This is a genomic window from Streptosporangium minutum (assembly GCF_002149035.1).
GTDB lineage: Bacteria > Actinomycetota > Actinomycetes > Streptosporangiales > Streptosporangiaceae > Streptosporangium > Streptosporangium minutum.
Map to the genome: position 1 here is coordinate 1 of NZ_NGFP01000062.1, position 23,530 is coordinate 23,530.

Annotated in this window: 27 protein-coding genes; 7 read left to right on the forward strand and 20 right to left on the reverse strand. The window is 71.4% G+C overall.

Annotated elements, in window-relative coordinates:
* The 7 genes from CA984_RS15640 to CA984_RS15670 form a co-directional block, all read right to left on the reverse strand.
* Nucleotides 1-906: WXG100-like domain-containing protein (locus CA984_RS15640; protein WP_086572688.1), on the reverse strand; the 906-nt coding region annotated here is incomplete at its 3' end.
* 6 nt (nucleotides 907-912) lie between these two features.
* Nucleotides 913-1,128 carry a hypothetical protein gene (locus CA984_RS15645; protein ID WP_086572691.1) on the reverse strand — a complete coding sequence of 72 codons (216 nt, stop codon included), beginning with the start codon at nucleotides 1,126-1,128 and terminating at the stop codon, nucleotides 913-915.
* A 150-nt stretch (nucleotides 1,129-1,278) separates the two neighbouring features.
* On the reverse strand, nucleotides 1,279-1,917 hold the full coding sequence (locus tag CA984_RS15650) for an XTP/dITP diphosphatase (protein WP_086572694.1): 639 nt from the start codon (nucleotides 1,915-1,917) through the stop codon (nucleotides 1,279-1,281).
* Nucleotides 1,914-2,630, reverse strand: coding sequence for a ribonuclease PH (gene rph / locus CA984_RS15655; protein WP_086572780.1), 717 nt, complete (start codon nucleotides 2,628-2,630; stop codon nucleotides 1,914-1,916). Before rph ends, CA984_RS15650 begins: the two co-directional genes overlap by 4 nt.
* Before the next feature lie 5 nt (nucleotides 2,631-2,635).
* Nucleotides 2,636-3,388, reverse strand: a complete 753-nt coding sequence (locus tag CA984_RS15660; protein WP_086572696.1) for an MBL fold metallo-hydrolase — start codon at nucleotides 3,386-3,388, stop codon at nucleotides 2,636-2,638.
* Nucleotides 3,389-3,568: 180 nt separating this feature from the next.
* Nucleotides 3,569-4,390, reverse strand: a complete 822-nt coding sequence (murI, locus tag CA984_RS15665; protein ID WP_086572699.1) for a glutamate racemase — start codon at nucleotides 4,388-4,390, stop codon at nucleotides 3,569-3,571.
* A gap of 68 nt (nucleotides 4,391-4,458) precedes the next feature.
* On the reverse strand, nucleotides 4,459-5,250 hold the full coding sequence (locus tag CA984_RS15670; RefSeq protein ID WP_086572701.1) for a thioesterase family protein: 792 nt from the start codon (nucleotides 5,248-5,250) through the stop codon (nucleotides 4,459-4,461).
* Between the two features lie 209 nt (nucleotides 5,251-5,459).
* Here CA984_RS15670 and CA984_RS15675 point away from each other — a divergent pair, with 209 nt between their 5' ends.
* Nucleotides 5,460-5,738: a hypothetical protein gene (locus tag CA984_RS15675; protein WP_133061675.1), complete on the forward strand. Its 279-nt coding sequence runs from the start codon at nucleotides 5,460-5,462 to the stop codon at nucleotides 5,736-5,738.
* 103 nt (nucleotides 5,739-5,841) lie between these two features.
* The gene (locus tag CA984_RS15680) at nucleotides 5,842-7,692 is read left to right on the forward strand and encodes a DUF3352 domain-containing protein (RefSeq protein WP_086572706.1); all 1,851 of its coding nucleotides are present in this window, start codon (nucleotides 5,842-5,844) and stop codon (nucleotides 7,690-7,692) included.
* A gap of 104 nt (nucleotides 7,693-7,796) precedes the next feature.
* Here CA984_RS15680 and CA984_RS15685 read toward each other — a convergent pair whose 3' ends face one another.
* The 6 genes from CA984_RS15685 to clpS all read right to left on the reverse strand — a co-directional run bounded on the left by CA984_RS15685 (nucleotide 7,797) and on the right by clpS (nucleotide 10,710).
* Nucleotides 7,797-8,744, reverse strand: coding sequence for a PLP-dependent cysteine synthase family protein (locus CA984_RS15685; protein WP_086572708.1), 948 nt, complete (start codon nucleotides 8,742-8,744; stop codon nucleotides 7,797-7,799).
* 84 nt (nucleotides 8,745-8,828) lie between these two features.
* A complete protein-coding gene (locus CA984_RS15690) occupies nucleotides 8,829-9,107 on the reverse strand; it encodes a MoaD/ThiS family protein (protein ID WP_086572711.1) in 279 nt (92 codons plus the stop codon).
* An 85-nt stretch (nucleotides 9,108-9,192) separates the two neighbouring features.
* Complete coding sequence (locus tag CA984_RS46170; RefSeq protein ID WP_165781268.1) at nucleotides 9,193-9,330, reverse strand: hypothetical protein; 138 nt, start codon at nucleotides 9,328-9,330, stop codon at nucleotides 9,193-9,195.
* 63 nt (nucleotides 9,331-9,393) lie between these two features.
* Nucleotides 9,394-9,810, reverse strand: a complete 417-nt coding sequence (locus CA984_RS15695; protein ID WP_086572714.1) for a M67 family metallopeptidase — start codon at nucleotides 9,808-9,810, stop codon at nucleotides 9,394-9,396.
* Between the two features lie 9 nt (nucleotides 9,811-9,819).
* The gene (locus tag CA984_RS15700; RefSeq protein WP_012888460.1) at nucleotides 9,820-10,344 is read right to left on the reverse strand and encodes a DUF2017 domain-containing protein; all 525 of its coding nucleotides are present in this window, start codon (nucleotides 10,342-10,344) and stop codon (nucleotides 9,820-9,822) included.
* Nucleotides 10,345-10,440: 96 nt separating this feature from the next.
* On the reverse strand, nucleotides 10,441-10,710 hold the full coding sequence (gene clpS / locus CA984_RS15705) for an ATP-dependent Clp protease adapter ClpS (RefSeq protein WP_031159029.1): 270 nt from the start codon (nucleotides 10,708-10,710) through the stop codon (nucleotides 10,441-10,443).
* Between the two features lie 64 nt (nucleotides 10,711-10,774).
* Here clpS and CA984_RS15710 point away from each other — a divergent pair, with 64 nt between their 5' ends.
* From CA984_RS15710 to CA984_RS15720, 3 genes are all read left to right on the forward strand, one after another.
* Nucleotides 10,775-12,058, forward strand: a complete 1,284-nt coding sequence (locus tag CA984_RS15710; RefSeq protein WP_242675977.1) for a nicotinate phosphoribosyltransferase — start codon at nucleotides 10,775-10,777, stop codon at nucleotides 12,056-12,058.
* A 5-nt stretch (nucleotides 12,059-12,063) separates the two neighbouring features.
* Nucleotides 12,064-12,636 carry an isochorismatase family protein gene (locus CA984_RS15715; protein WP_086572720.1) on the forward strand — a complete coding sequence of 191 codons (573 nt, stop codon included), beginning with the start codon at nucleotides 12,064-12,066 and terminating at the stop codon, nucleotides 12,634-12,636.
* A gap of 205 nt (nucleotides 12,637-12,841) precedes the next feature.
* Nucleotides 12,842-13,387 carry a hypothetical protein gene (locus CA984_RS15720; RefSeq protein WP_086572723.1) on the forward strand — a complete coding sequence of 182 codons (546 nt, stop codon included), beginning with the start codon at nucleotides 12,842-12,844 and terminating at the stop codon, nucleotides 13,385-13,387.
* Nucleotides 13,388-13,477: 90 nt separating this feature from the next.
* On the opposite strand, the gene CA984_RS15725 is transcribed toward CA984_RS15720, so the two are convergent.
* The 6 genes from CA984_RS15725 to CA984_RS15750 all read right to left on the reverse strand — a co-directional run bounded on the left by CA984_RS15725 (nucleotide 13,478) and on the right by CA984_RS15750 (nucleotide 19,492).
* The gene (locus CA984_RS15725; protein WP_207620891.1) at nucleotides 13,478-15,229 is read right to left on the reverse strand and encodes a DEAD/DEAH box helicase; all 1,752 of its coding nucleotides are present in this window, start codon (nucleotides 15,227-15,229) and stop codon (nucleotides 13,478-13,480) included.
* A gap of 220 nt (nucleotides 15,230-15,449) precedes the next feature.
* Nucleotides 15,450-16,235, reverse strand: coding sequence for a hypothetical protein (locus CA984_RS15730; RefSeq protein WP_086572726.1), 786 nt, complete (start codon nucleotides 16,233-16,235; stop codon nucleotides 15,450-15,452).
* A 98-nt stretch (nucleotides 16,236-16,333) separates the two neighbouring features.
* Nucleotides 16,334-17,722, reverse strand: coding sequence for an MFS transporter (locus CA984_RS15735; protein ID WP_086572729.1), 1,389 nt, complete (start codon nucleotides 17,720-17,722; stop codon nucleotides 16,334-16,336).
* Complete coding sequence (locus CA984_RS15740; RefSeq protein ID WP_086572732.1) at nucleotides 17,719-18,639, reverse strand: zinc metalloprotease; 921 nt, start codon at nucleotides 18,637-18,639, stop codon at nucleotides 17,719-17,721. The genes CA984_RS15735 and CA984_RS15740 overlap by 4 nt, the downstream gene beginning before the upstream one ends.
* Nucleotides 18,640-18,735: 96 nt before the next feature.
* Nucleotides 18,736-18,990, reverse strand: a complete 255-nt coding sequence (locus CA984_RS15745) for a DUF3039 domain-containing protein (protein ID WP_031159042.1) — start codon at nucleotides 18,988-18,990, stop codon at nucleotides 18,736-18,738.
* 10 nt (nucleotides 18,991-19,000) lie between these two features.
* A complete protein-coding gene (locus CA984_RS15750) occupies nucleotides 19,001-19,492 on the reverse strand; it encodes a hypothetical protein (protein ID WP_133061676.1) in 492 nt (163 codons plus the stop codon).
* A 192-nt stretch (nucleotides 19,493-19,684) separates the two neighbouring features.
* Between CA984_RS15750 and CA984_RS15755 the strand changes: the two genes are divergently transcribed.
* Nucleotides 19,685-21,103 (forward strand): cellulase family glycosylhydrolase, encoded by a 1,419-nt coding sequence (locus CA984_RS15755; protein ID WP_086572740.1) that lies wholly within the window; start codon nucleotides 19,685-19,687, stop codon nucleotides 21,101-21,103.
* A 55-nt stretch (nucleotides 21,104-21,158) separates the two neighbouring features.
* Here CA984_RS15755 and CA984_RS15760 read toward each other — a convergent pair whose 3' ends face one another.
* Complete coding sequence (locus tag CA984_RS15760; protein ID WP_086572744.1) at nucleotides 21,159-22,751, reverse strand: DHA2 family efflux MFS transporter permease subunit; 1,593 nt, start codon at nucleotides 22,749-22,751, stop codon at nucleotides 21,159-21,161.
* A 152-nt stretch (nucleotides 22,752-22,903) separates the two neighbouring features.
* On the opposite strand from CA984_RS15760, the gene CA984_RS46175 reads away from it, so the two are divergent.
* Nucleotides 22,904-23,530 (forward strand): TetR family transcriptional regulator, encoded by a 627-nt coding sequence (locus CA984_RS46175; RefSeq protein ID WP_086572748.1) that lies wholly within the window; start codon nucleotides 22,904-22,906, stop codon nucleotides 23,528-23,530.

Below are 23,530 nucleotides of genomic sequence, written 5' to 3' on the forward strand. Positions count from 1 at the left end.
GCCACCATGGGCGACGGGTGCGGTCAGGTGCTGGCCGTCGGCGCCCAGCGCGCTGGAGGTGATGCCCTTGGCGAGCAGGTCCCAGCTGAAGTCGCCATTGGCGAGCATGCTGCCGGCGGTGGTGATGCCGCCGGTCAGCGCGTACTGGGCGGCCTGGCCGTACAGGGAGCTGCTGGCGGCGGCCAGCAGCTTCTCCGCCAGGCCCATCTCGGCTCGGGAAAGACCCGCCTGCAGGCCCGGGGTGGCCAGGCGGCTCAGCCCGCCCGACAGTCCACCCATCAGGACGCCCATCGCGCCGCCGGTCAGCGCGGACATCAGCAGCTGCCGCCGGTCGAGGTCGTCGCGGCGGCCCTGGGCGATCTGCAGGGACTGGACGCCGGCGTCCATGCCGCCGACGATGGCGGCGAACAGCGCCATGTTGGCCAGGGTCCGCCGGGCGATCTGCGCGACCGTCAGGCGGGCGAGCTGCACTCGGGCCGGGATGAGCGCCAGGCTCGCGCCCCCACTGGTCACGGCGGCGGCCAGCAGGTAGCCCAGCTGCAGGATCAGCAGCCATACGGTGGCCTCGATCATGTACTTGGCGTACTGGATCTGCACGCCGACGTTGTTGAGCGCGACAGCGGCGTTGATCAGCCGGGTGACCAGGTCGGCGACCCGGCCGCCCGCCACCCTGGTGACGTGCTCGGCGAAGGCGGTATGGGCCTCGCCGTCCCAATTCGCGCCGATCTTTCCGGCGCTGCGGAGTTGATCGGCACCGGTCCCCTCAACGAGCCGGTGGGCGGCGGTCACGCAGGCGTCGGCGAGCCGGAAACACCCTTCCTCGTCGCCTTCGGGCCAGTCCATCCCGACCACCCAGCCGACATACGGCTTGGCCCAGTCGGGAACCAAGATCCCTTCGAATCCCATGAGCGATCAGTTGCCGGTGTCACCGGGGTGACCGGCCCGCCGGTGTCTCCCGGTGCCGATGCGGAGCCCGGTGACGGCGCCGTCCGACTCCTCGACACAGACGCCGAAGACCCCGTCTTCGACGCCGGACTCCGCCTTCTCCAACTCGGCTCCGTGCTGATCGTCTCCGAGCGCGCCGATCCCGGTCGGAGGCCGCGCGCAGCACCTCCCGTGCCCGATCATGCTATCTCGCCGCTCACCGGCTGCCGAGACCTGACGGTGAAGCACCGATCGCTCCACGGGGCGGCCGGACTCCGTCAGGCCGACCGTCCCGGTCCACCGGAAGGTCCCCGGCTGTGCCTGTCGCCGTTCGATCTCGGCGCTCAGGACCCGCTAGGAGATCACTTCGGCGAGGATGGGCACCAGGGCGCGGAAGGCGCGGCCCCGGTGGCTGATGGCGTCCTTCTCCTGCGCCGACAGCTCGGCGGTCGTCCGGCTCTCCCCTTCGGGTAGGAAGATCGGATCGTAGCCGAAGCCGTTGGTCCCGCGTGGCGCGTCGATGATCAGGCCGTGCAGGGCCCCCTCGGCGACGCGCTCCTGTCCCGAGGGCAGGGCCAGCGCCGCGGCACACGTGAAGTGGGCGCCCCGGTGTTCGCGCGGCACGTCGGACACCTGTGCGAGCAGCAGCTCCAGGTTCGCCCGGTCGTCGCCGTGCCTGCCGGACCAGCGGGCCGAGAAGATGCCCGGCATGCCGTTCAGCGCGTCGACGCACAGGCCCGAGTCGTCGGCGATCGCGGGCAGGCCCGACGCCTGGGCGACGGCGTGCGCCTTGAGCAGGGCGTTCGCGGCGAAGGTCAGGCCGGTCTCGGCGACGTCGCCGATCTCGGGGAACTCCTCCAGCCCGACGATCTCCACCGGCACCGAGGCGTCGGCGAGGATGCGGCGGAGCTCGACGATCTTTCCCATGTTGCGGGTGGCCAGCACCACCCGGCCGGCGGGCGCGCCGGGGCCGCCGGTCCGTTCCGCGCTCACGCCAGCGACTCCCGCTGCAGGCGGGTGAGCTCCGCGCACCCGGTGACACCCAGATCGAGCAGCTCGTCCAGGGCGCCGCGGTTGAACGGCTTGCCCTCGGCCGTGCCCTGCACCTCCACGAACTCGCCGCTCCCGGTCATCACCACGTTCATGTCCGTCTCGGCGGCGACGTCCTCGGTGTAGCACAGGTCCAGCAGGGGCGTGGAACCGACGACGCCGACCGACACGGCCGCGACCGAGTCGATCAGCGGGTCACCCTTGCACATCTTGCGCTCGCGCATCCAGGCGACCGCGTCGGCCAGTGCCACGTAGGCGCCGGTGATCGCGGCCGTGCGGGTGCCGCCGTCGGCCTGGAGCACGTCGCAGTCGATGACGATCGAGTTCTCGCCGAGGGTCTTGTAGTCGACGCAGGCCCGCAGGGAACGGCCGATCAGGCGGGAGATCTCGTGCGTCCGGCCGCCGATCTTGCCTCGCACCGACTCCCGGTCGTTACGGGTGTTCGTGGCCCGGGGCAGCATGGCGTACTCGGCGGTGACCCAGCCCTGGCCGCTCCCCCGGCGCCAGCGCGGCACGCTGTCCTGCACGGAGGCGGCACAGAGCACCTTGGTGCCGCCGAACTCGACGAGCACCGACCCCTCGGCGTGGGCGAGCCAGCCACGGGTGATGGTGACGGGGCGGAGCTGATCGGGAGAACGTCCATCTGCACGGGCCATGAAACTCACCCTAGGTCATACAGGGCTCCACTCCGCGCGAGTTCGGTCCGTCCCCCGAAACCGCCCATGGACGCCTCCTGGAGGATCTGCTCGCGGTCGTTCCAGGGCACGAGGTGGGTCAGCACCAGCGTGCCCACGTCCGCCCTCGCCGCGTGCTCGGCGGCCTGGCGGCCGGTCAGGTGCAGGCCGGCGGGGAGGCCGGGCCGCTCCAGGAAGGAGGCCTCGCACAGGAGCACGTCCACCCCGGAGGCGAGTTTGACCAGCTCGGCGGACTCGCCGGTGTCTCCTGAGTAGGCCACCGAGCGCCCGCCGTAGGAGACCCGGAAGCCGTAGGTCTCGACCGGGTGGTTCACCCGCGCGGCCGTCACCTGGAACGGGCCCGCCTCGAACACGCCCGGCGTCAGCCGTACGAAGTCGAAGGCCGTCTCAAGCCCCGGCTCGTCGGGCATGCCGTAGGCGGCGGCCAGGCGGCGGGGCGCGTCGGCGGGGGCGTACACCGGCACCCTGGGGAGCGGCCCCTGCGGGGAGTAGGTGCGCACCACGTGGTAGGGACAGAGGTCGAGGCAGTGGTCGGCGTGCAGGTGGGACAGGCAGATGGCGTCCACGTCGTAGAGGCCGATGTGCCGCTGGAGCGCGCCCAGCGCGCCGTTGCCGAAATCCAGCAGCATGCGGAACCCCTCGGCCTCCAGCAGATAGCAGGAGGAGGGACTGTCCGGGCCGGGAAAGCTTCCAGAGCACCCGATGATCGTCAATTTCACGGCGGCCTCCTCCTTCTTACGTTGCCTTCTCACGTCGCGGTGCCGCACGTCACGGCCCGGATGCCGATGACCGCCGCCTGCGCGGGCGCCGCCCGGATGCCAGTGACCGCCTGCGGGGGCGCCACCCGGATGCCGGTGACCGCCTTCACGGACGCCGCCCGTTGCCGGTGGCCGCCGCCTTCACGGGCGCTGTCCGTTGCCGGGGACGTCGCTCACCGGTGCGAGCTCGACCGCCTGGATCTCCGGCCCGAGGAAGCGCCGGCCGAGCTGCTCGAACAGGACGGTGTCGCCGGTGGCGCCGAACCGGTGGCGGGGGGTGCCGCCCGCCGCGGCCAGGCCCCGGTCGTGCAGGATGCGGTAGACGTCCTTGGCGGTCTCGTCGGCGCTGGAGACCAGCGTGACGCCGTCTCCCGCGACATAGGAGATGGGCGCGGTGAGCAGCGGGTAGTGCGTGCACCCCAGGATCAGCGTGTCGCACCCGTCGTCCAGCACCGGCCCCATGTAGCCGCGGATGACCTCGATGAGCTCCTCGCTCATCGTCTCTCCGCGCTCCACGAACTCCACCAGCCGGGGCGCCGCGACCCCGGTCAGCATGACGTCGGGGGCGGCGGCGAACGCGTCGTGGTAGGCCATCGACTCGATGGTGGCCCGGGTCCCTATCACCCCGACCCGGCCGTTGCGGGTGGCCCGTACGGCCCGGCGCGCCGCCGGCTGGATCACCTCGACGACCGGCACGTCATAGCGTTCGCGCGCGTCCCGCAGCACCGCCGCGCTGGCGCTGTTGCACGCGATCACCAGCATCTTGACGTCGTGCTCGACGAGGTGGTCCATCACCTCCAGCGCGTAGGCGCGGACCTGCGCGATGGACTTGGGGCCGTACGGCTGCCGCGCCGTGTCGGCCACATAGAAGATCGATTCATTGGGCAGCTGATCGATGACCGCTCTGGCCACCGTGAGGCCGCCCACACCGCTGTCAAAGATTCCGATACTCGCTTGCGACACGGTTCCCAAGGTTAGGCGACCTGGGACGACCGCTCACGGTAAGAATCCTCACAACGCTGATTCGTGGCTCAGCCTCTGCCCACCCGGGCGAGTTGGCGGGACTGGGCCACCAGGCGGCCGGCGGAGTCCCAGACCTCGACCTCCTCGTCGAACCAGCCGTCGCTGATCATGCGGCCGCTGCCGAGCAGGGTGAGCCAGCCGGGTGCGGGCAGGGCGCGCAGGTGCCAGGTGAGGTCCACGGTCGGGGCCCAGCCGCGGGCTCCGGCGGAGAAGACCACCGGCGGCAGGGCGTCCACGGCCAGGGCCAGCACGTAGGGGTCGGGGTCCTGCGGCTCGGCCATCCGGAAGTAGGCGCGGGCCTCGGGCCGGCCGGTGGGGTTGCCGTCGAGCCAGCCGATGGTGGGCGGGTCGAACGCCATCTCCATCTGCGCGTTGAGCGTCATGTTCGACTCGGGCTTGGGGGCGGGCAGCACGACGCACTGTTCGACGGGCGGCATGACCGCCGAGGGGCGGTCTGTCCAGTCGGGGGCGACGTCGCCCAGGGTCGCCGTCGTGACGAGCGTCTCGATGAAGGACGCGTCGTCCTGGATCAGGGTGGCGCGGGTCATCGCGGCGGTGCGACCGGCTTTGATCTGCTCCAGCCTGACCTGGGCGGGGCCGGGCCGGGGGGCGCGCAGGAACTGCGCGCTGGTGGTCACCGGATGGTCGTGCGGCGAGGCGTCCACGACGGCGCGCAGGAGCACGGCCATCAGGTATCCGCCGTTGAGCGGCCCGCCGATCGAGTATCCGGGGTCCAGGCACACGTCGTAGGCGGTCTCGTCCACCCGGATGGCCTGCGTCGCCTCGTCGAACTTCGTCATCCATGCTCCCGAACCTTGTTCTAGAGCGCTCACTGTACCCAGTCCGCGCCGTTCGCGCCTCCCTGGCCCCCAACGCGTGCCGCTACCTGGGAAAACACACTTCCACTGAAAGACTGATAACCATTTTCCGGGGGTTTCGCAGGAGGTCGGGGATGGCGGGAGTCGGTGACCTCATCGGTCAGTCGGTATGGGATTCGGAGGGTGTATGGGTGGGTCAGGTAGTGGACGTCCGGATGACGAGGAACCGCAGGGGCAACTTCGGCATGCAGCGGCAGTTCACGGTCTCCGGCCTGGTCGTCTCGCACCGGCGGGCCCCGGTGATGCTGGGGCTCACGCGTGACCCGGACAACCGGACGAGCTGGCTGTTCAGAATGGCGTTCCGGCTGCTCTACACCGGCAGCAGCCTCGTCTCGTGGGACGCGGTGGCCTCCACCGGCAACGGCGAGATCATGCTGAGGAAACCCGTCAAAACGCTGGAACGGGTCTGATTCCCCTTAGATAGAGCAATCTCCTGGTTAGTTCAATGCAAGCCGCCTGCTACCAATGTGCACTAACTTCTCTATATCCGAGAAGTCCACATTGTGAGTGAGCATGCCTGCCAACAATCCCCCCGACCAGTCGCCTACACCAGGTCAGCAGCCTGACAGGACGATCGCCTACCGTTGGAACGAGGGTGCGCAGCAGAACAGCCAACCGCACGCTCAGGGCCACCCCCAGCAGGGCGGTTACCCGCAGCAGGGCCAGCCCGGCTACCCGCAGCAGCCTGGATACCCCCAGCAGAACTACGGCCAGCAGCAGGGCCAGCCCGGTTACCAGCAGCAGCAGCCGAACTACGGCCAGCCGCAGGGCGGTTACCCGCAGCAGGGCCAGCCGGGCTACCAGCAGAGCCAGCCGGGCTACCAGCAGCAGGGTCAGCCGGGCTACCAGCAGCAGAACTACGGCCAGCAGCCCGGCTGGCAGCAGCAGGGTCCCGATTTCCTCGGCACGGGACAGCCAGCCCCGCCCGCCCGCAAGGGCGGCAAGGGCTGGCTGATCGCGGTGGTCGCCGCCCTGGTCGTCGTCCTCGTGGGCGGCGGCGGCGCCTTCGCGGTCAACCTGCTCAGCGGCGGCGGCACCCAGCCGCACGACGTGCTGCCCGGCAACGCCATCGGATACGTGCGCCTCGACTTCGACCCGGCCGCCAACCAGAAGCTGGCGCTGTTCAGCATCGCCCGGAAGTTCACCGTCACCAAGGACTCCTTCACCGGTGACGACCCGCGCAAGGCCATCTTCGACCTGGCCAAGAAGAGCGGCTTCGACAAGATGGACTACGCCGCCGATGTCCAGTCCTGGCTCGGCGACCGCGTCGGCCTGGCCGCGCTCCCCCCGGCCAAGAAAGGCGCCGAGCCCGGCTTCGTGGTCGCCGTCCAGGTGACCGACGAGGCCAAGGCGAAGGCGGGAATCACCAAGCTGATGGGCGAGGAGAAGTACGGCCTCGCGTTCCGTGAGGACTACGCGCTGCTCAGCGCCACCCAGCCGGAGGCCGACCAGGCCGCCAAGGCGGCGCCGCTGTCCGACAACGCCAACTTCTCCGACGACCTGAGCGCCCTGGGCGAGACCGGCGTGCTCTCCTTCTGGATGGACGCCGGCAAGCTCGCCGACCTCGCCTCCGAGATCGCCCCCCAGGATCCCGCCACCCTCGCGCAGATCAAGAACGCCCGCGTGGCCGGCGCGCTCCGCTTCGACGGCCAGTACGTCGAGCTGGCCGGCATCAGCCGCGGGGCGAAGGCCCTTGAGGGCATGGGCGAGCCCGAGCCCTCCAAGATCGGTCAGCTCCCGGCCTCCACCGCCGGTGCGATCTCGATCTCCGGTCTCGGCGACGTGATCGGCAAGCAGTGGGCCCAGATCATGAAGTCGGCCGACCAGGCCGGCGGCGGCGGGAGCTTCCAGCAGTTCGCCGACCAGGCCCAGCAGAAGTACGGGCTCGCGCTCCCCGCCGACCTGGCGACGCTGCTCGGCAAGAACCTCACCCTGGCGGTGGACGCCAACGGCCTCGACGGCGGCCAGCCCAAGTTCGGGGCCCGGATCACCACCGACCCGGCCAAAGCGCAGGAGGTCGTCGGCAAGATCGAGAAGTTCCTCGCCGACTCGGGCACCTCGGTCCCGCAGCTCGCCAAGGTCCCCGGTGACGGCACCTTCGTCCTGGCCAGCTCGCAGGACTACGCCGCCGAGCTCGCCAAGGACGGCAGCCTGCTCGACGACGAGACGTTCAAGCTCGCGATCCCCGACGCCGGCGCGGCGACCTTCGCCGCCTACGTCGACCTCAACAAGGTCGAGAAGCTCTACCTGGAGACCCTGCAAGGTGACGACAAGGCCAACCTCCAGCAGCTGCGCGCCGTAGGGATCAGCGGAACGCAGTCCGGTACCGACGCCTCCTTCTCCCTGCGGGTCCTGTTCGACTGAGTCCCGGCCGGCCGGGCATCGTCCCCGGCCGGACACCGACGGAGAAGGCGGGCGCCCCGACGGGGCGCCCGCCTTCTTCTCCGCCTAGGCCCGGAGTCCTCCGCCTACGCCCAGAGCTGGCCTTCGAGCCGCTCCTCGGCCTCGTCCAGGGTGCCCTCGTAGGCGCCGGTGGACAGGTATTTCCAGCCGCCGTCCGCCACCACGAAAGCGATGTCGGCCCGCTCCCCGGCCTTGACGGCCTTGGCCGCCATGCCGAGCGCGGCGTGCAGGGCGGCCCCGGTGGAGACCCCGGCGAAGATGCCCTCGGTGGCCAGCAGCTCTCTCGTGCGGCGGAGCGCGTCGCCGGAGGAGACGGAGAAGCGGGTGGTCAGCACGTCGGGGTCGTAGAGCTCCGGGATGAAGCCCTCGTCGACGTTGCGCAGGCCGTAGACCAGCTCGCCGTAGCGGGGCTCGGCGGCCACGATCCGCACGCCGGGGACGCGCTCGCGCAGGAACCGGCCGACGCCCATCAGGGTGCCGGTGGTGCCGAGGCCCGCCACGAAGTGGGTGACGGACGGCAGGTCCTCAAGGATCTCCGGACCCGTCGTCTCGTAGTGGGAGCGCCAGTTGGCCGGGTTGCCGTACTGGTAGAGCATCACCCAGTCGGGGTTCTCCGCGGCCAGGCCCTTGGCGACCCGGACCGCCTCGTTGGAGCCGCCGGCCGCCGGAGAGGAGATGATCTCCGCTCCCCACATCCGCAGGAGCTGGCGGCGCTCCTCCGAGGTGTTCTCCGGCATCACGCAGATCAGCTTGTAGCCCTTGAGCCCGGCCGACATCGCCAGCGAGATGCCCGTGTTGCCGCTCGTGGGTTCGAGGATCGTGCAGCCGGGCCGGAGAAGGCCGTCCTTCTCCGCCTGCTCGATCATCCACAGCGCCGGGCGGTCCTTGATCGAGCCGGTCGGGTTGCGGTCCTCCAGCTTGGCCCAGATCCGCACGTCCTCCGACGGGGACAGCCGGGGCAGGCCCACCAGGGGGGTGCGGCCTACGGAGTCGATCAGTGAGTCAAAACGCATGGTGTACGGCTTCCGCCTCGTGTCAACAGACAAGGAACATCGGCGGGCGCCGCCGGCCGGTCGGGGCTCGGCGGCGCCGCGCCTCTAGCGGGCGCCGCCGGCCACGGCCGGCAGGACGGTGACCGTGTCACCGTCGGAGAGCGGGGTCTCCAGGCCGCCCAGGAAACGGACGTCCTCGTCGTTCAGGTACACGTTGACGAAGCGGCGCAGCGCGCCCTTGTCGATCAGACGGTCCTTGAGCCCGGGGTGCCGGGACTCCAGGTCGCCGATCAGCTCGTCGAGCGTCGCGCCCTTGGCGTCGACGGCCTTGGCGCCGTCGGTGTAGGTGCGCAGGATGGTCGGAATGCGAACCTCGATGGCCATCGCGGTCAATCTCCTTGTGTCGTCATGGGAGTACCGCCCCCGGATCAGAACACCGGTGGGTACGGGAGGATTCCAGAACTGCCGGTCAGCGACAGTCGTAGACGACGACGGAGGGGGTGTGCGCGAACAGGAAGCTCTGCACGGCCGCGAGACCCGCGTGCCGGGCCCGTGCGCCGATACGTGAGGTCACGACGTCCTCCAGGCTCGGGTCAACGGTCGACATGGTCATCAGCTTACCCAAGGGGACGGATTTCCCTCACGGCCGTATCGGCCACTGGGACGCCGGTCACCCCGGGGTGATCGTCACCTCTTCCTCGGACACCACGCCGTCGACGATCCGGTACGAGCGGAACTCCGCCTCCTCGCCCAGCTCCTCACGGGTGGAGACCAGCACGTAATGGGCGTTCGGCTCGGAGGCGTAGCTGATGTCGGTCCGTGAGGGGTAGGCCTCGGTCGCGGTGTGGGAGTGGTAGATGACCACCGGCTCCTCGTCGCGGTCGTCCATCTCGCGCCAGACCCGGAGCTGTTCCATCGAGTCGAAGCGGTAGAAGGTGGGCGACCGCTCGGCGTTCTCCATCGCGACGAACCGCTCGGGGGAGTCGGAGCCGACCGGCCCGGCGATCACGCCACAGGCCTCGTCCGGATGGTCGGCCCGGGCGTGCGCGATGATCTTGTCAACCAGTTCCCGGGAGATCGTGAGCATGTCAGGAAGTTACCAAAGGGCGCGGACCAGGGTGTCCTGGAGGTAGGTCAGCCAGTCGTAGGTGACGTACGCCGGATAGCGGGGATCGTCCTCCGTCATCTTGGCGATCTCGTCGTGGACCTCCTCGGTCACCTCCAGCCGGGTGCCGAGTGCGAGCCGTACGTCGTTCAGGGCGCGCATCCACGCCTGCGCCTGCTCCTGGGTGAGCTCGACCCGTCCGGGCTCGGCGCTGTCGAGCATGGTCTGCGCGTCGGCCCGCTTGCCGTCGCGCAGCGTCGCCTCGGTGTAGCGGCGGAACTCGGCGGACTGCTCGGCGTCCTCGTAGGCCGAGGGGAACAGCCGGGCCAGCACCGGATCCGCGGACTGCTCGGAGGGGCCGATGCCGAGCGCGCGCTCCAGCGGGTCGTCCCCGGTCTCGCCGGGCTCGATCAGGCCGAGGATCTGGGAGACCAGCGAACGCAGGATCGAGACCTCGGCGGCGTCGAAGACGGTGATCACGCCGCCCTTGCGCCCCCGCTTGAACCCTGAACTCACCGCTCGCTCACCGCTCCTCGCCCGTTTCCGGAAAAACCCGCTCCCCTGCCGCCCCGGGGCAGACCGCGGGACGGACGGCGGCGGATCCGCCGCCGCTCATGAATCTCGCTGCACGGTGGCCCAGAGACCGTAGGAGTGCATGATCTGCACATCGCGCTCCATCTCCTCGCGAGTGCCGCTGGACACCACGGCTCTGCCCTTCTGGTGCACGTCGAGCATCAGTTTCTCCGCCTTCTCCTTCGAGTAACCGAAGACGGACTGGAAGACATACGTGACATAGGACATCAGGTTGACCGGGTCGTTCCAGACGATGGTCAACCATGGCAGATCAGGCCGGACGTCGATCGACGGACGCTCGACCTCCATTGGAGCGGTGCTACCCACATACACCAGTCTGCCCTACGGCTGGCTTAGTCTTCGACTCGTGATGATGAGCATGAGCAGTGCGTTGCTGACAGATCACTATGAGCTGACGATGGTGCAGGCGGCGTTGCGCAGTGGAGCCGCGTCGCGACGCGCGGTCTTCGAGGTGTTCGCCCGGCAGCTCCCCGGCGGACGGCGCTACGGGGTGGTCGCCGGCTCCGGCCGCGTGCTGGACGCACTGGAGGACTTCCGGTTCGGCGACGAGGAGCTGGCTTTCCTCCGGGACAACCAGGTGGTCGACGCCCCCACCCTGGACTTCCTCGCCGGCTACCGCTTCTCCGGCGACCTGTACGGCTACCGCGAGGGCGAGTGCTATTTCCCCGGCTCCCCCATCATGACCGTGGAGGGCACCTTCGCCGAGGCCGTGCTCTTGGAGACGGTGATCCTGTCGATCCTCAACCACGACTGCGCGATCGCCACCGCGGCCTCCCGCATGGTCCGCGCCGCCGGGACCAGGCCGCTCGTCGAGATGGGGTCGCGCCGCACCCACGAGGCGGCGGCCGTGGCCGCCGCGCGGGCCGCCTACCTGAGCGGGTTCGCCTCCACCTCCAACCTGATGGCCGGCCACCGGTACGGCGTGCCGACCGCCGGCACCGCGGCCCACGCGTTCACCCTGCTGCACGACTCGGAGCGGCAGGCCTTCCAGGCCCAGATCGACTCGCTCGGCGAGAGCACCACGCTGCTGGTCGACACCTACGACGTGGCGGAGGCCGTACGGACCGGCGTGGAGCTGGCGGGCCCCGACCTGGGGGCCGTCCGCCTCGACTCCGGCGACCTGGCCGAGGTCGCCCACGCGGTCCGCGCGCAGCTCGACGCGCTGGGCGCGGACAAGACCCGGATCCTCGTCACCAGCGACCTGGACGAATACGCCATCGCGGCACTGTCCGCCGCCCCCGTGGACGCCTACGGCGTCGGCACCTCGCTGGTCACCGGCTCCGGCGTGCCGACGGCCGCGCTGGTCTACAAGCTCGTCGCCCGGGAGGACTCCGCCGGGATCATCCAGCCGGTGGCCAAGAGATCGGTGGGCAAGCCCAGCCGGGGCGGCCGCAAGGAGGCCTTCCGGCAGCTCGACCCCGCGGGTACGGCGGTCGCCGAACTGGTCACCGTCTCCGGCGAGCGGCCCGAGGGCGCCCGCCCCCTCCAGGCCGAACTGCTCCGCGACGGCGAGATCGTCGGCCGGGAGGGGCTGGACGCGGCCCGCCTCCGGCACCGCCGGACCGTCGCCGAGCTCCCCGCCGAAGCCCACCAGCTGTCCCGGGGCTACGCCGCCATTCCGACCGTGTTTGACTGACTTCCATGGCAACCGCACTGATCATCGTCGATGTCCAGAACGACTTCTGCGAGGGTGGCAGCCTGCCGGTGGGCGGCGGCGCCGAGGTCGCCGCGGCCATCTCCCGGCACGCCGCCTCACACGACTACGACCACGTCGTGGCCACCCGTGACTTCCACGTCGACCCCGGCGACCACTTCGCCGCCGAGCCCGACTACGTGAGCTCCTGGCCCGCCCACTGCGTGGCCGGGACCCCGGGCGCGGAGTTCCACCCCGCCTTCGACACCGCGAAGGTCGAGGAGGTCTTCAGCAAGGGCGCCCACGCCGCCGCCTACAGCGGCTTCGAGGGCAGCGCCCCCGACGGCACGGTCCTGGCCGACTGGCTCGCCCGGCGCGGGGTGAGCGCGGTGGACGTCGTCGGCATCGCCACCGACCACTGCGTGCGCGCCACCGCCCTGGACGCGGTCGACAACGGCCTGGCCGTACAGGTGCTGCTGGATCTGACCGCCGGGGTGGCCAGGTCCACCACGGACGCCGCGCTGGCCGCGCTCGGCGCCGCCGGAGCCCGGCTCAGCGGCGAGCCGGTGGTCCGCGGCTGAACCCGCGGCCCCGGACGCCGGGGCCCGCGCCGCCGCCAGGAGACCGGCGCCCCGGCCCGATCCGTTCCGGCACGATCAGACCTGGCCCGGCCCGGAACGGAACGACCTACCGGCCGGTCATGAAACTTCCAAGACGGCGACTACCCCATGCGGCAGGAGTATTACGGAGAGTCGTAACTCTCTGACCTCACGGTGGTGACCGCCCATGCTCGTGCTCGGTGTCTCGTGGCTGATCCTGGCCCCCCTGTGCCTGTGGCTGCTCCTGCGCGGCAACGGCGCGACCCGGCTGGGCAGCGTGGTCGCGCTGGCCGGGCTGGAGGCCGCCACGATCTGGGTCAACAGCACGGTCCAGCTCCCGCCCGCGCCGGCGGTCGCCCAGCCGGCGGCCATGACCGCCCCGGCGGCCCGGGCGGCCGGGCACACGGCCGCCTGCGCCACCCGGCTGCCCGCCCCCGAGCGGGCGCGGCCGGAGCGGCGCGAGGGCGAGCTGCACGCCCTGACGCTCTTCTGGAAGGCCGAGCCGGACGAGTGCGGCACCGCGACCGTCGTCCTGCGCCGCCAGAGCCGGGGCGTCAGGGTCTGGCTGCACGAGGGGCCCGTGAAGCACCGGTCCGGCCACGCCCGGACGCTACCGGTGAGCGTGGCGGACGGGGTGGCCTCCACGCGGGTGCGCCTGGCGCCGCCGCTGCCCGGCAAGGGGGCCTTCAGGGCGATCGACGGCCGGACCGGGCAGCCGATCGCCCCGCGCTGACCGGGGCCGCCCCTCGGTCGCCCTCGGTCGCCCTGGCTGACCAGGCCCCGCCCCCCGGCTCCCCTGCCCGCCGCGGGACGGGGACAGGGGCTAGTGGGACCGCTGGGTGGCCCAGTGGCGGATCTTGGCGATCCGTTCCTGGACCTGCTCGGCGGTGGCCTGCGCGATGGCCGGGCCGCCGCAGGCCCGGCGGAGCTCGGCGTGGATGACGCCGTGGGGCTGGCCGGTGCGGTGGTTCCAGGCGCCGACCAGGCCGTTGAGCTCCTTGCGCAGGTTGGCGATGAGCTCGTGCGGGGCGAGCTGGGGCTCCTTGGGCTCGGGCCTGTTCCGCTTGGCCTTGAGCTGGTCGGACTGGCGCTTGCTCAGCAGCGTCCGCACCTGGTCGGGCTCCAGCAGGCCGGGCAGTCCGAGGAAGTCCTCCTCCTCGGGCGAGCCGGGCTCGGCGGCGGTGCCGAACTCGCCGCCGTCGAAGAGCACCCGGTCGAAGGTGGCGACCGCCTCCAGCGTCTCGAAGGGCAGCTCGTCGCCCAGGACGTCGGGGTTGTCCTTCGCGCGCTGGGCGTCTTCGAGGAGGAAGTCGTCCAGGCCCTCCTCGGGCAGGCTGCGGTCGAGCACGTGGTCGCGCTCGGCCTCCATCTCACCGGCCAGCCCCATGAGGGTGGGCACCGAGGGCAGGAAGACCGAGGCGGTCTCGCCGCGCTTGCGCGCCCGGACGAAGCGGCCGACGGCCTGGGCGAAGAACAGCGGGGTCGAGGTGCTCGTGGCGTAGACCCCGACGGCCAGCCGGGGGATGTCGACGCCCTCGGAGACCATCCGGACCGCGACCAGCCAGCGGTCGTGGGACGCGGAGAACTGCTTGATCTTCTTTGACGCCTCGGGGTCGTCGGAGAGCACGACCGTGGCGCCCTCGCCGGTGATCGCACGGATGTGCTTGGCGTAGGCCCGGGCGGTCTCGTGGTCGGTGGCGATGACCAGGGCGCCCGCGTCGGGCACGACCCTGCGCACCTCGGTCAGCCGTCTGTCGGCCGCCTGGAGCACCTGGCGGATCCAGTCGCCCTTGGGGTCGAGCGCGGCCTTCCACGCCTGACCGAGCTGGTCCTTGGTGAGCGGGGTGCCGAGGGTCGCGGCGATCTCGTCGCCGGCGCGGGTCCGCCAGCGCATCTCGCCCGCGTAGGCGAGGAAGATGACCGGCCGGACGACGCCGTCGGCGAGCGCCGGGCCGTACCCGTAGGAGTAGTCGGAGACGCTGCGCCGGATGCCCTCGCCGTCCTCCATGTAGGTGACGAACGGGATCGGGTTGACGTCGGACCGGAAGGGCGTGCCGGTCAGCGCCAGGCGCCGCGCGGCGGGCTCGAACGCCTCTCGCACACCGTCGCCCCAGGACTTCGCGTCGCCCGCGTGGTGGATCTCGTCGAAGATGACGAGCGTCTTGCGCGCCTCGGTCCGGGCGCGGTGCAGCGCCGGGTGCATCGAGATCTGGGCGTAGGTGACGGCCACTCCGGCGTAGTCACGCGAGGTCGCGCCCTGGCTGTTCTTGAATTCGGGGTCGATGGCGATGCCGACTCTGGCCGCGGCGTCCGCCCACTGCTGCTTGAGGTGCTCGGTGGGTGTGACGATCGTCACAGCCCTGATGATCCCTCGCGACAGGAGGTCGCTGACGATGCGCAGCGCGAAGGTCGTCTTGCCCGCGCCGGGCGTGGCGACCGCGAGGAAGTCACGTGGCTCACGCCTGGAGTACAGGTCAAATGCCTCCTGCTGCCAGGCGCGGAGCTTCGGCGCGGTGCCCCAGGCGGCACGGTCCGGATACGAGGGGGACAGGTGGGATGCGGCGGAAGTGCTCACAGTGTCCCCAGCGTAATCTGAGTCGCCGACAAGACGTGCCGATCCGCCGAGATCCTCGCCAAGGTCGCCTCCGCGTGCTAAAGGCCCCCACCCCCCGTACGGCTGCGCCCCCGGTGCCTCCCGGCGTCCGCGGACCAACCCTCCGCGGGCGCTCACCAGGCCTTCCGGACAGGCCGTCACGGACGCCCGGCAGGCCTTCCGGGGCAGGCCGCCGCCGCGCCTAACGGACTCCGGCGATCATCGTGTCGATCTCGGCCCGCCGCCGGGGGTCGTCCGGCTGGGCCATGCCCACCACGACGACCGGCCGCTTTCCGGCGCCCGTGAGAAACACCACACGGAGATAGGCCGGCCGGTTGACGACGTCGCGGTACTCCGCCCGCAGGGAACGGCTGTGGCCGGTCCGCCCGCCCACGGTGACCGCCCGGTCGTCGACGACCTTCACCTCGTCGCCGTGGAGCAGCAGCCGGGCGTACAGGTCGGTGAGCTCCACCGTGGCCTCGCGCACGTCGGCCACCGGCTCGGCCGGTCTGGACATCACGGTCGCCGCCCCTTCGCTGCCCGCCACCGAGGTGAACTCGGTGACCGGCGGCATCGTGCCCGTCAGCCAGCCCTCGGGTAGCGGGTACGCCACGCCCGCGAGGGGATCGCTCACGCCGGCGGGCGGCGTGGCGGCGGGCAGGATCCGGGGGGCCAGCAGGACGCCCCCGGCGACGACGACCGCCGCGCCGGCCGCCAGGGCGGTCGCCCCGAGCAGGCGGCGCCGCAGGCGGTCCGGGATCCGGCGGCGGCGGGGCGGGGCCGCGGGCGTGCCGTACCAGCGGGCCGAGGGCGGCAGGTCGTCCTGTGGCGGGTCCTCGGCGGGCCGCCGCCCCCCGTGCCCGGCCCCCTCCGGGGGCCACGCTCCGCGCCCGCCGGGGCGCTCGGGCTCCGCCGCCGGCCGCACCCGGCCTCCGGCCCCGCGCCCGGGGTCCTCCGGCGGCCACGCCTGGTGAGGGCGCTCGTCCACGACGCCTCCTCCCGGCGGTCACGGTCCTACCGTCCTACCATGCCTTCCGGGGCGCGGTCCGGCTATAGGCGCTCGCTGTTATGGGAGAGGCCGATGGGTCAGGCGGCGTCTCGCATGCGTCCGGCGACGATCACCCCGAGCAGTCCCACCGCGGCCATCAGGACCACGATCGTGGTGTAGCCGGTGGCGATGTCGTCGTGGCCGATCAGGTTGATCAGGACGCCGCCGAAGCCGATCGTGAGCGCGCCGCCCAGGGTGTCGACGACCTGGAGGGCGGCGGAGTTCGCGCCCTGCTCGGCGTCGGGCGACTGGCGCATCGCGGTGACGTTGACGCTGGTGATGCCGATGCCCATGCCGAATCCGGCGACGACCCAGGCCGGCACGGCGACCCAGGCGGTGAGGGCGGGCACGAGCGCGAGGAGCGTCAGCAGGATGCCGGTGGTGACGGCCGCGGCGCCGAGCCGTACCAGCCGGGGCCGGTCGTAGGCGCGGCGGGTCTGCAGGTAGGAGCCGGTCGTCCACCCCAGGGCCCCGATGGTGAGCGCGACCCCGGCCTCGATGACCGACAGGCCGCGCACCTGGGTGAGGAGCAGCGGGATGAACGCGTTGACCCCGAAGAACGCCGAGGCGAGGATCCCGCGCATCATGACCGTGGTGGGCAGGCCGCGGCCGAACCTGAGCGCCCGGGGAGGCAGCAGCCTGGGCAGGCCCACGGCCAGCGCGACCAGTCCGGCGGCGGTGGCGATCCCGCCGGGCACCGGCGTGTCGTGCAGCCGGTCCACTCCGTACAGCAGCACCCCGGCACCGCCCGCCGTGGCCGCGGCCGCCAGGGTCATCGCCAGCGGCCGGGAGCGGGGGCCGGTCGCCGGCTCGGGCGACGGGCCCTCCCCGGTACGCAGCGCCGGCAGCAGCATCAGCAGGGCCGGGATCACCAGCGGCACGATCCCGTAGAAGACCCAACGCCAGCCGACCGTCTCCGCGATGATCCCGCCCAGGCCGGGGCCGACCAGCGCGGGCAGCACCCAGGCGGCGGACAGTGCGGCGAACACCCTGGGCCGCACCTCGGGAAGGTAGACCCGGGCGATCATCACGTAGATCGCCACGATGACCGCGCCGCCGCCCAGCCCCTGTACGGCGCGCGCCACGATGAACAGTTCCTTGGAACCGGCAGCGCCGGCCATGGCCATGCCGACCACGAACAGGCCCACGCCGAGCAGGAAGGGCAGCGCGTGACCCCGCCGGTCGGACCAGAGGCCCGCGACGACGTTGGCGAACAGGCCCGAGATGAGGAAGGCCGAGAAGCTCATGCCGTACAGGTCGAGCGCGTCGAGGTCCTCGGAGACGGCGGGCATCACCGCGCCGATGGACATGCCCTCGAAGGCGATCAGGGTGACGACGAGCAGGATGCCCAGCGTGGCCGTGCGGTAGTCGGAACCGAAGATCCGGGGAGGTTCGTATGGAGCGTCAAGCGTCTTCGGTGCTGTCACCCATCAAGGGTAGTGTCCGGCGCCGGGGCGCGGTAAGCGGCCCACATCTCGTGCATCCGGGCCGCCTGGCCGGTGGTGAACTCCGACATGCAGCGATCGTGGGAGTAGTCCATGAAGTTGTGGATCGGATCGGGTTCGCCGCCCTTGCAGGTGTCCATGCGGGCAGGGCAGCCCTCGGTGGGCTTGCCCTGCGGCGCGGTGTCGGCGACCCCGTCGCCCGGCGCCTCGCAGCCCTTCTCGAAGGTGTGCAGCAGCCCGAGCCAGTGGCCGATCTCGTGGACGCCGGTGAACCCCCGGTCGAAGTTGCGCAGGGACCCGCCGGGGAGGCTGCGCCAGTCGATGACCACGCCGTCGCGGCCGGGCTCGGTCCTGTACCAGTAGGGGTAGGTGGAGTAGCCGAGCACGAGCCGGCTGAGCTGGGCGATGTAGAGATTGAGGGTCTCCGCGCCGCCCTTGCGCCCCCGTTTGATCGACGACTCGTAGGTGACCGGATCCCGGAACCAGGTCACGTTGTCGGTCCGGGTGAGGCCGTCGAGGCGGAACTGGATCCCGGTGTCCGCTCCGCCGAGCCGGCCGGAGTAGGCGGCGTTGAGCGTGTCGATCTGGCGGTGCACCGCGGTGTCCTGCGCCCCCAGGGGGCCGGCGGAGATGACGTGCACCCAGGTGGAGACCGTGATCGGCGTCCAGGGCCCGAGGCGCATGGCGGACTGGCGCCGCGCCAGGTCGGCGAGCATCTCGGCGGCCTGCTCCGGGCCCGGCGCCCGCGGCTCGGGCACCCGGCCGGGGCCCGTGACCCGCGCGGCCGCGGCGCACCCCGCGGGAGGCTCGCTCACAGCGGACGCCGAGGCGGGGACGGCGGGAGCGGCGCCCACTGTGAACAGGCACGCCGATACAGCGGCGATCGCACGCCGAGCCATGCACTCCCCCGACAGGTCACATCTGCTGGTCGATTGCCGCGGCTCCGCGGCATCCCGACCGTAACCTCATCGGCGGCGATCACCCATGAACAACACTCATTCGTTGTTGTTGTTGTCTTCGCCCTTGGGCAGCCCTTCGTAGATCTCCTTGCACTCGGGGCAGACCGGGAACTTCTGGGGGTCCCGGTTCGGCACCCAGACCTTGCCGCAGAGCGCGCGCACCGGGGTGCCGCTGAACGCGCTCTCCATGATCTTGTTCTTCTCGACGTAGTGGGCGAACCGCTCGTGGTCGCCGTCGCCGTGCGACAGGTCCGGCCGGATGTCGCTCTCAGGGAGAATCTTCGTGCTCACCCTGACGATTTTATGCCCGGACCGGCGCGGTCTCCGCGCCGACGCTCGCCAATGTCGCGATCCCGGCCGCCCAGCCCAGGATGACGCCCCAGATCAGCCCGGCGGCCAGGGCGCCCAGGACAAGGCCGGCGTAGGCCCCGGGACCGGCCTCGACGGTCTGGGAGACGGCCACCGCGCGCAGCAGGCCCGCCGCGCCGGCGCCCAGCGCGAAGGCGCCCCAGCCCGCGAAGAAGGCCCGTACGGCCCCGCCCCTGCGGTGGACGGTCACCCAGGCGACCACGCCGGCCAGGACCAGGGCGGCGAGGTTCTCGGTGAGCGTGAAGGCCCAGCCGGTCTCGCCGAGCGGGACGAGCCGCAGGCCGGGCAGGCCGTACGGCAGGCCCACCGCGGAGGGCACGGCGAGATAGCCGGCGGCGGTGGCGATGCCGGTGCCGAACATCCCGAAGGCCGAGACGATCAGCAAGGTAACGACCGTCGGCAGGCTATTGCGAACGATGCTCATGTTCGGCAGGCTAGCGCCCAACCGATTTCCACGAAAGACCCGGATCCGGAGCCCGCCGCACCTCGCGCGCCGGGCCGCGCCGCGCCCCCGCCCGCCCGGCCGGCGCGCGGAGGAGGGCCCCGGAAGGCGGCGGGGAGATGGAGGCATCCCGTTGAGACACCCGCGTGCGGACGCCGTACGGAAGGCGTCCCGTTGAGGCGCCCGCGCCTGGCCGCCGCCGGGCTGGTCCTGGCCGTCGTCGCGGCGGGCGGCCTGGCCTCGGCCGCCCGGGGCGACGCTCCCGAGCGGGTCTCGCGGTACGTCACCGACGACCGGGGGCGGGTGCTGACGCTGCACGGTTTCAACACCGCGGGCAGCGCCAAGGGCACTCCGGACGCGCTGCCCGAGCTGACCGAGGCGGACGTCGAGACCGAGTACCGGGCGATGGGCACGAACTTCGTCAGATTCCTGATGCAGTGGCGGGCCGTCGAGCCGTCTCCCGGCGTCTATGACACGAAATATCTGGAAAAGGTGGCTGAGCGGGTCGGCTGGTACGCCAAGCGGGGCTACCACGTCATGCTCGACATGCACCAGGACCTGTGGGGCAACCAGATCACCCCCGACGGGCGCGCGGGCAACGGCGCCCCGGGATGGGCCACCCACCTGGACGGCCTGCCGGTCGCCGGGGAGCACGACACCTGGGAGCTCTACTACCTGGACCCCGGCGTCATGCGGGCCTTCGACCACTTCTGGAACACCACCGGCGAGCACCCCGAGCTGATGGACCACTACGCCAGGGCCTGGCGGGCGGTGGCGGACCACTTCAAGGACGACCCGGCGGTCATCGGCTACGACCTGATGAACGAGCCGTGGGGCGGCTCGGTGCAGGGCGCGGCGTTCGAGAACGGCCCGCTGGCCGAGCTCTACCGCCGTACGATCGCCCAGATCAGGAGTGTCGACCACGACAACTGGATCTTCGTGGAGCCGCAGGCGGTCGGGGTCAACTGGGGCCTGCCCAGCGGCCTGCCCCGCTTCGACGACCCGCGTGCGGGCGAGCCCCGGATCGGCCTGGCCCCGCACGTCTACCCGCTCCCGCAGGACCTCGGCGAGGACTACGTGGGCGCGTCCCGCGATTGGACCGACACCACGCTCGGCTGGTGGCGCTCGAACATGCTCCGCCTGGCCGAGCGTCAGGGCGGGCCGGTCATCCTGGGCGAGTTCGGCCTCGACACCACCCGGCCGGGCGCCACCGAGCTGGTGGAACGGATGCTGGAGATGACCGACGAGCTCGGCATGGGCCGGGCCTACTGGTCGCGCGATCCCGGGCCGTGGGGCCCCTATGACGGCGAGGGCAGACCCGGCCCGCTCGTCCCCGTCTACGCCAGGCCGTACCCGAGGGCGATCGGCGGCGTCCCCCTGCGGATCGCCTACGACCGCGCGGCCCACACGCTGACGGTGCGTTTCGACGCCAACGGCAGCGGCCCGACCGAGATCTACCTGCCCGCCGACGAGTTCCCCCGCGGCGGCAGGGTCACCGGGGCCCTCTCCTCCTCCTGGGACCCGGACAGGCGGATCCTCACCGCGACGACCGCCGCCTCGGGCGTCCAGACGCTCACGGTCACCCCCTCCTGAGACGCCGTACGGCTCCCGCCGGGCGATGGCGGGAGCCGTACGGCGACGGGCCGGGTCAGCCCATGTGGATCGGGCCGTCCTCGGACTTGCGGCCCGCCTTGACGAACAGGGCGAGCACGGCCGCGAGGATCGCAACCCCCGTGCTGACCACGAAGCCCAGGTGCATGCCGTCCAGGAACGACAGGTGCGACACGTTGGCGATGCCCTGGACGATCTGCTCGGGCACGCCGGGCATCTGCTCGGCGGTGGGCGCCCCGCCGAAGGTCGCCGCCTCCTTCAGCCCCGCGACCTGCTCCGGCGGGAGCGGCGGCAGCTTGGCCTCCGCCCAGTGGCCGGAGTAGACGTCCGCCACCCGCGCCGACACGATCGCGCCGAGAATGGCCGTGCCGAGCGCGCCGCCGACCTGCATGGCCGACTGCTGGACGCCGCCCGCGACGCCGCTGAGGTCCTCGGGCGCGTTGCCGACGATGATCTCGGTGGCGCCGACGAAGACCGGCGAGAGTCCGAAGGCGAGCAGGACGAACGGGATCGCACTGTCGACGAACGACGCGTCGAGGCTGAGCCGGGACATCAGGAACATGGCGGTGGCGGTGACCAGCATGCCGCCCGCGATCGTGAACTTGGTGCCGAACTTGCTGAGGAGTACGGCGGCCAGCGGCGAGGCGACGATCATGCCCGCGCTCATCGGCAGCATCCGGAGGCCTGACTCCAGCGGCGTCAGCCCGTGCACGCCCTGGAAGAAGAACGTCAGGAAGAACATCGCGCCGAACATGGAGAACGCGACGAGCATCATGAGGCCGGTGCCGATGGAGACCGAGGCGTTGCCGAAGAGGCTGAGCGGCAGGAGCGGTTCGGAGGCCCGGGCCTGCCACCACACGAACACGGCCCCCATCACCACGGTCGCGGCCAGGAAGCCGATGGTCTTGGCGTCGCCCCAGCCCCACTCCGGAGCCTTGATGATGGCCCAGACGAGGGAGAACATCACACCCGACAGCAGCACGACGCCCAGCCAGTCGATCTTCGACAGGGTCCGCGCCTTGCTCTCGGTGAGCACCCACACGCCCATGGCCAGGGCCACGATGCCGACGGGGACGTTGATGAAGAAGACCGACTGCCAGCTCACGTGCTCCACGAGCAGGCCGCCGACGATCGGGCCGGCGGCGCTGGACAGGCCGATGATCGCACCCCAGGCGCCCATCGCCATCTTCAGCCGCTCGCCGGGGAAGGCCGCCCGCAGCAGCGCGAGGGCGGCGGGCTGGAGCAGCGCGCCGAACAGGCCCTGAAGCACGCGCAGGCCGATCAGCATGCCGATCGAGGAGCTGAGGCCGATCGCGAGCGAGGTGATCGCGAAGCCGGCCACGCCGATCAGGAAGATCAGCCGGTGCCCGAACAGGTCACCGAGCTTGCCCGCGGTGATCAGGAACACCGCCAGCGCAAGCAGGTAGCCGCTGGTCACCCACTGCAGGTCGGAGAGGGAGGCCTTGAGATCCTGGGCGATCACCGGGTTGGCGATGCCGACGACGGTGCCGTCGAGCATCACCATGATCACGCCCAGCGACACCGCGACGAGCGTGAGCCACGGATGCGCCTGTTTCGCCGCGCCCGCGCCTGGTGGCGGTGCTGATGCCACCGTCTTGGTGTCTGCCATGGAAGGGGTCCCCTCGTACGTTCACTCCGCCCCTCACGAGGCGCCAACTCAGGGTAATTTATGGCAGTCGCTGACATGTGACAAATCCTTTTATAAGGCAGCCCATGACTTATGGCAGACTGTGAACGGCATGTTTCGAAGGGGTGACATCCATGGACCGGATCGGTCTGCGCGAACGCAAGAAGCAGAAGACGCGGCTCGCGCTGATCGACGCCGCCCTCGACCTGTTCGCGGCGCAAGGGTACGAGGCCACGACCGTCGACCAGATCGCGGCCGCCGTGGAGGTCTCCCCCCGCACGTTCTTCCGCTACTTCGCGACCAAGGAGGACGTCGCCCTCAGCCTGCCCCTCGACGGCCTTGAGACCCTGCTCGCCGAGCTCGCCGCCCGGCCGGCGCAGGAGCCGCCGTTCACCGCGCTCGGCCATGCCCTGCGCGCGATGGTCACCATGCTAGAGGAAGGCGATCTCGCCGATCGGACCAGGTTCCTCAAAGCGCATGAGGTGATCGACGACACCCCGGCGCTCTTCGCCGGGAGCGTGCGGCGGATGGTGGACAGCGAGCGCCGGCTGGTCGCCGAGATCGCCCGGCGCGAGGGCGCCGAGCCCGACGACCTCCTGTCCCATTTCGTCGTCGCGCTCTTCACCACCGTGACCCGGATCGGCTTCGAGCACTGCGGACCGGCCGGCGTCCACGACCTCACCGCCCTGGCCGAACGCCTGGAGGCGACCCTGACCCTGGCCGAGCGCTCGCTGTGCCCCGGCTGGGACCGCGCACGCTAG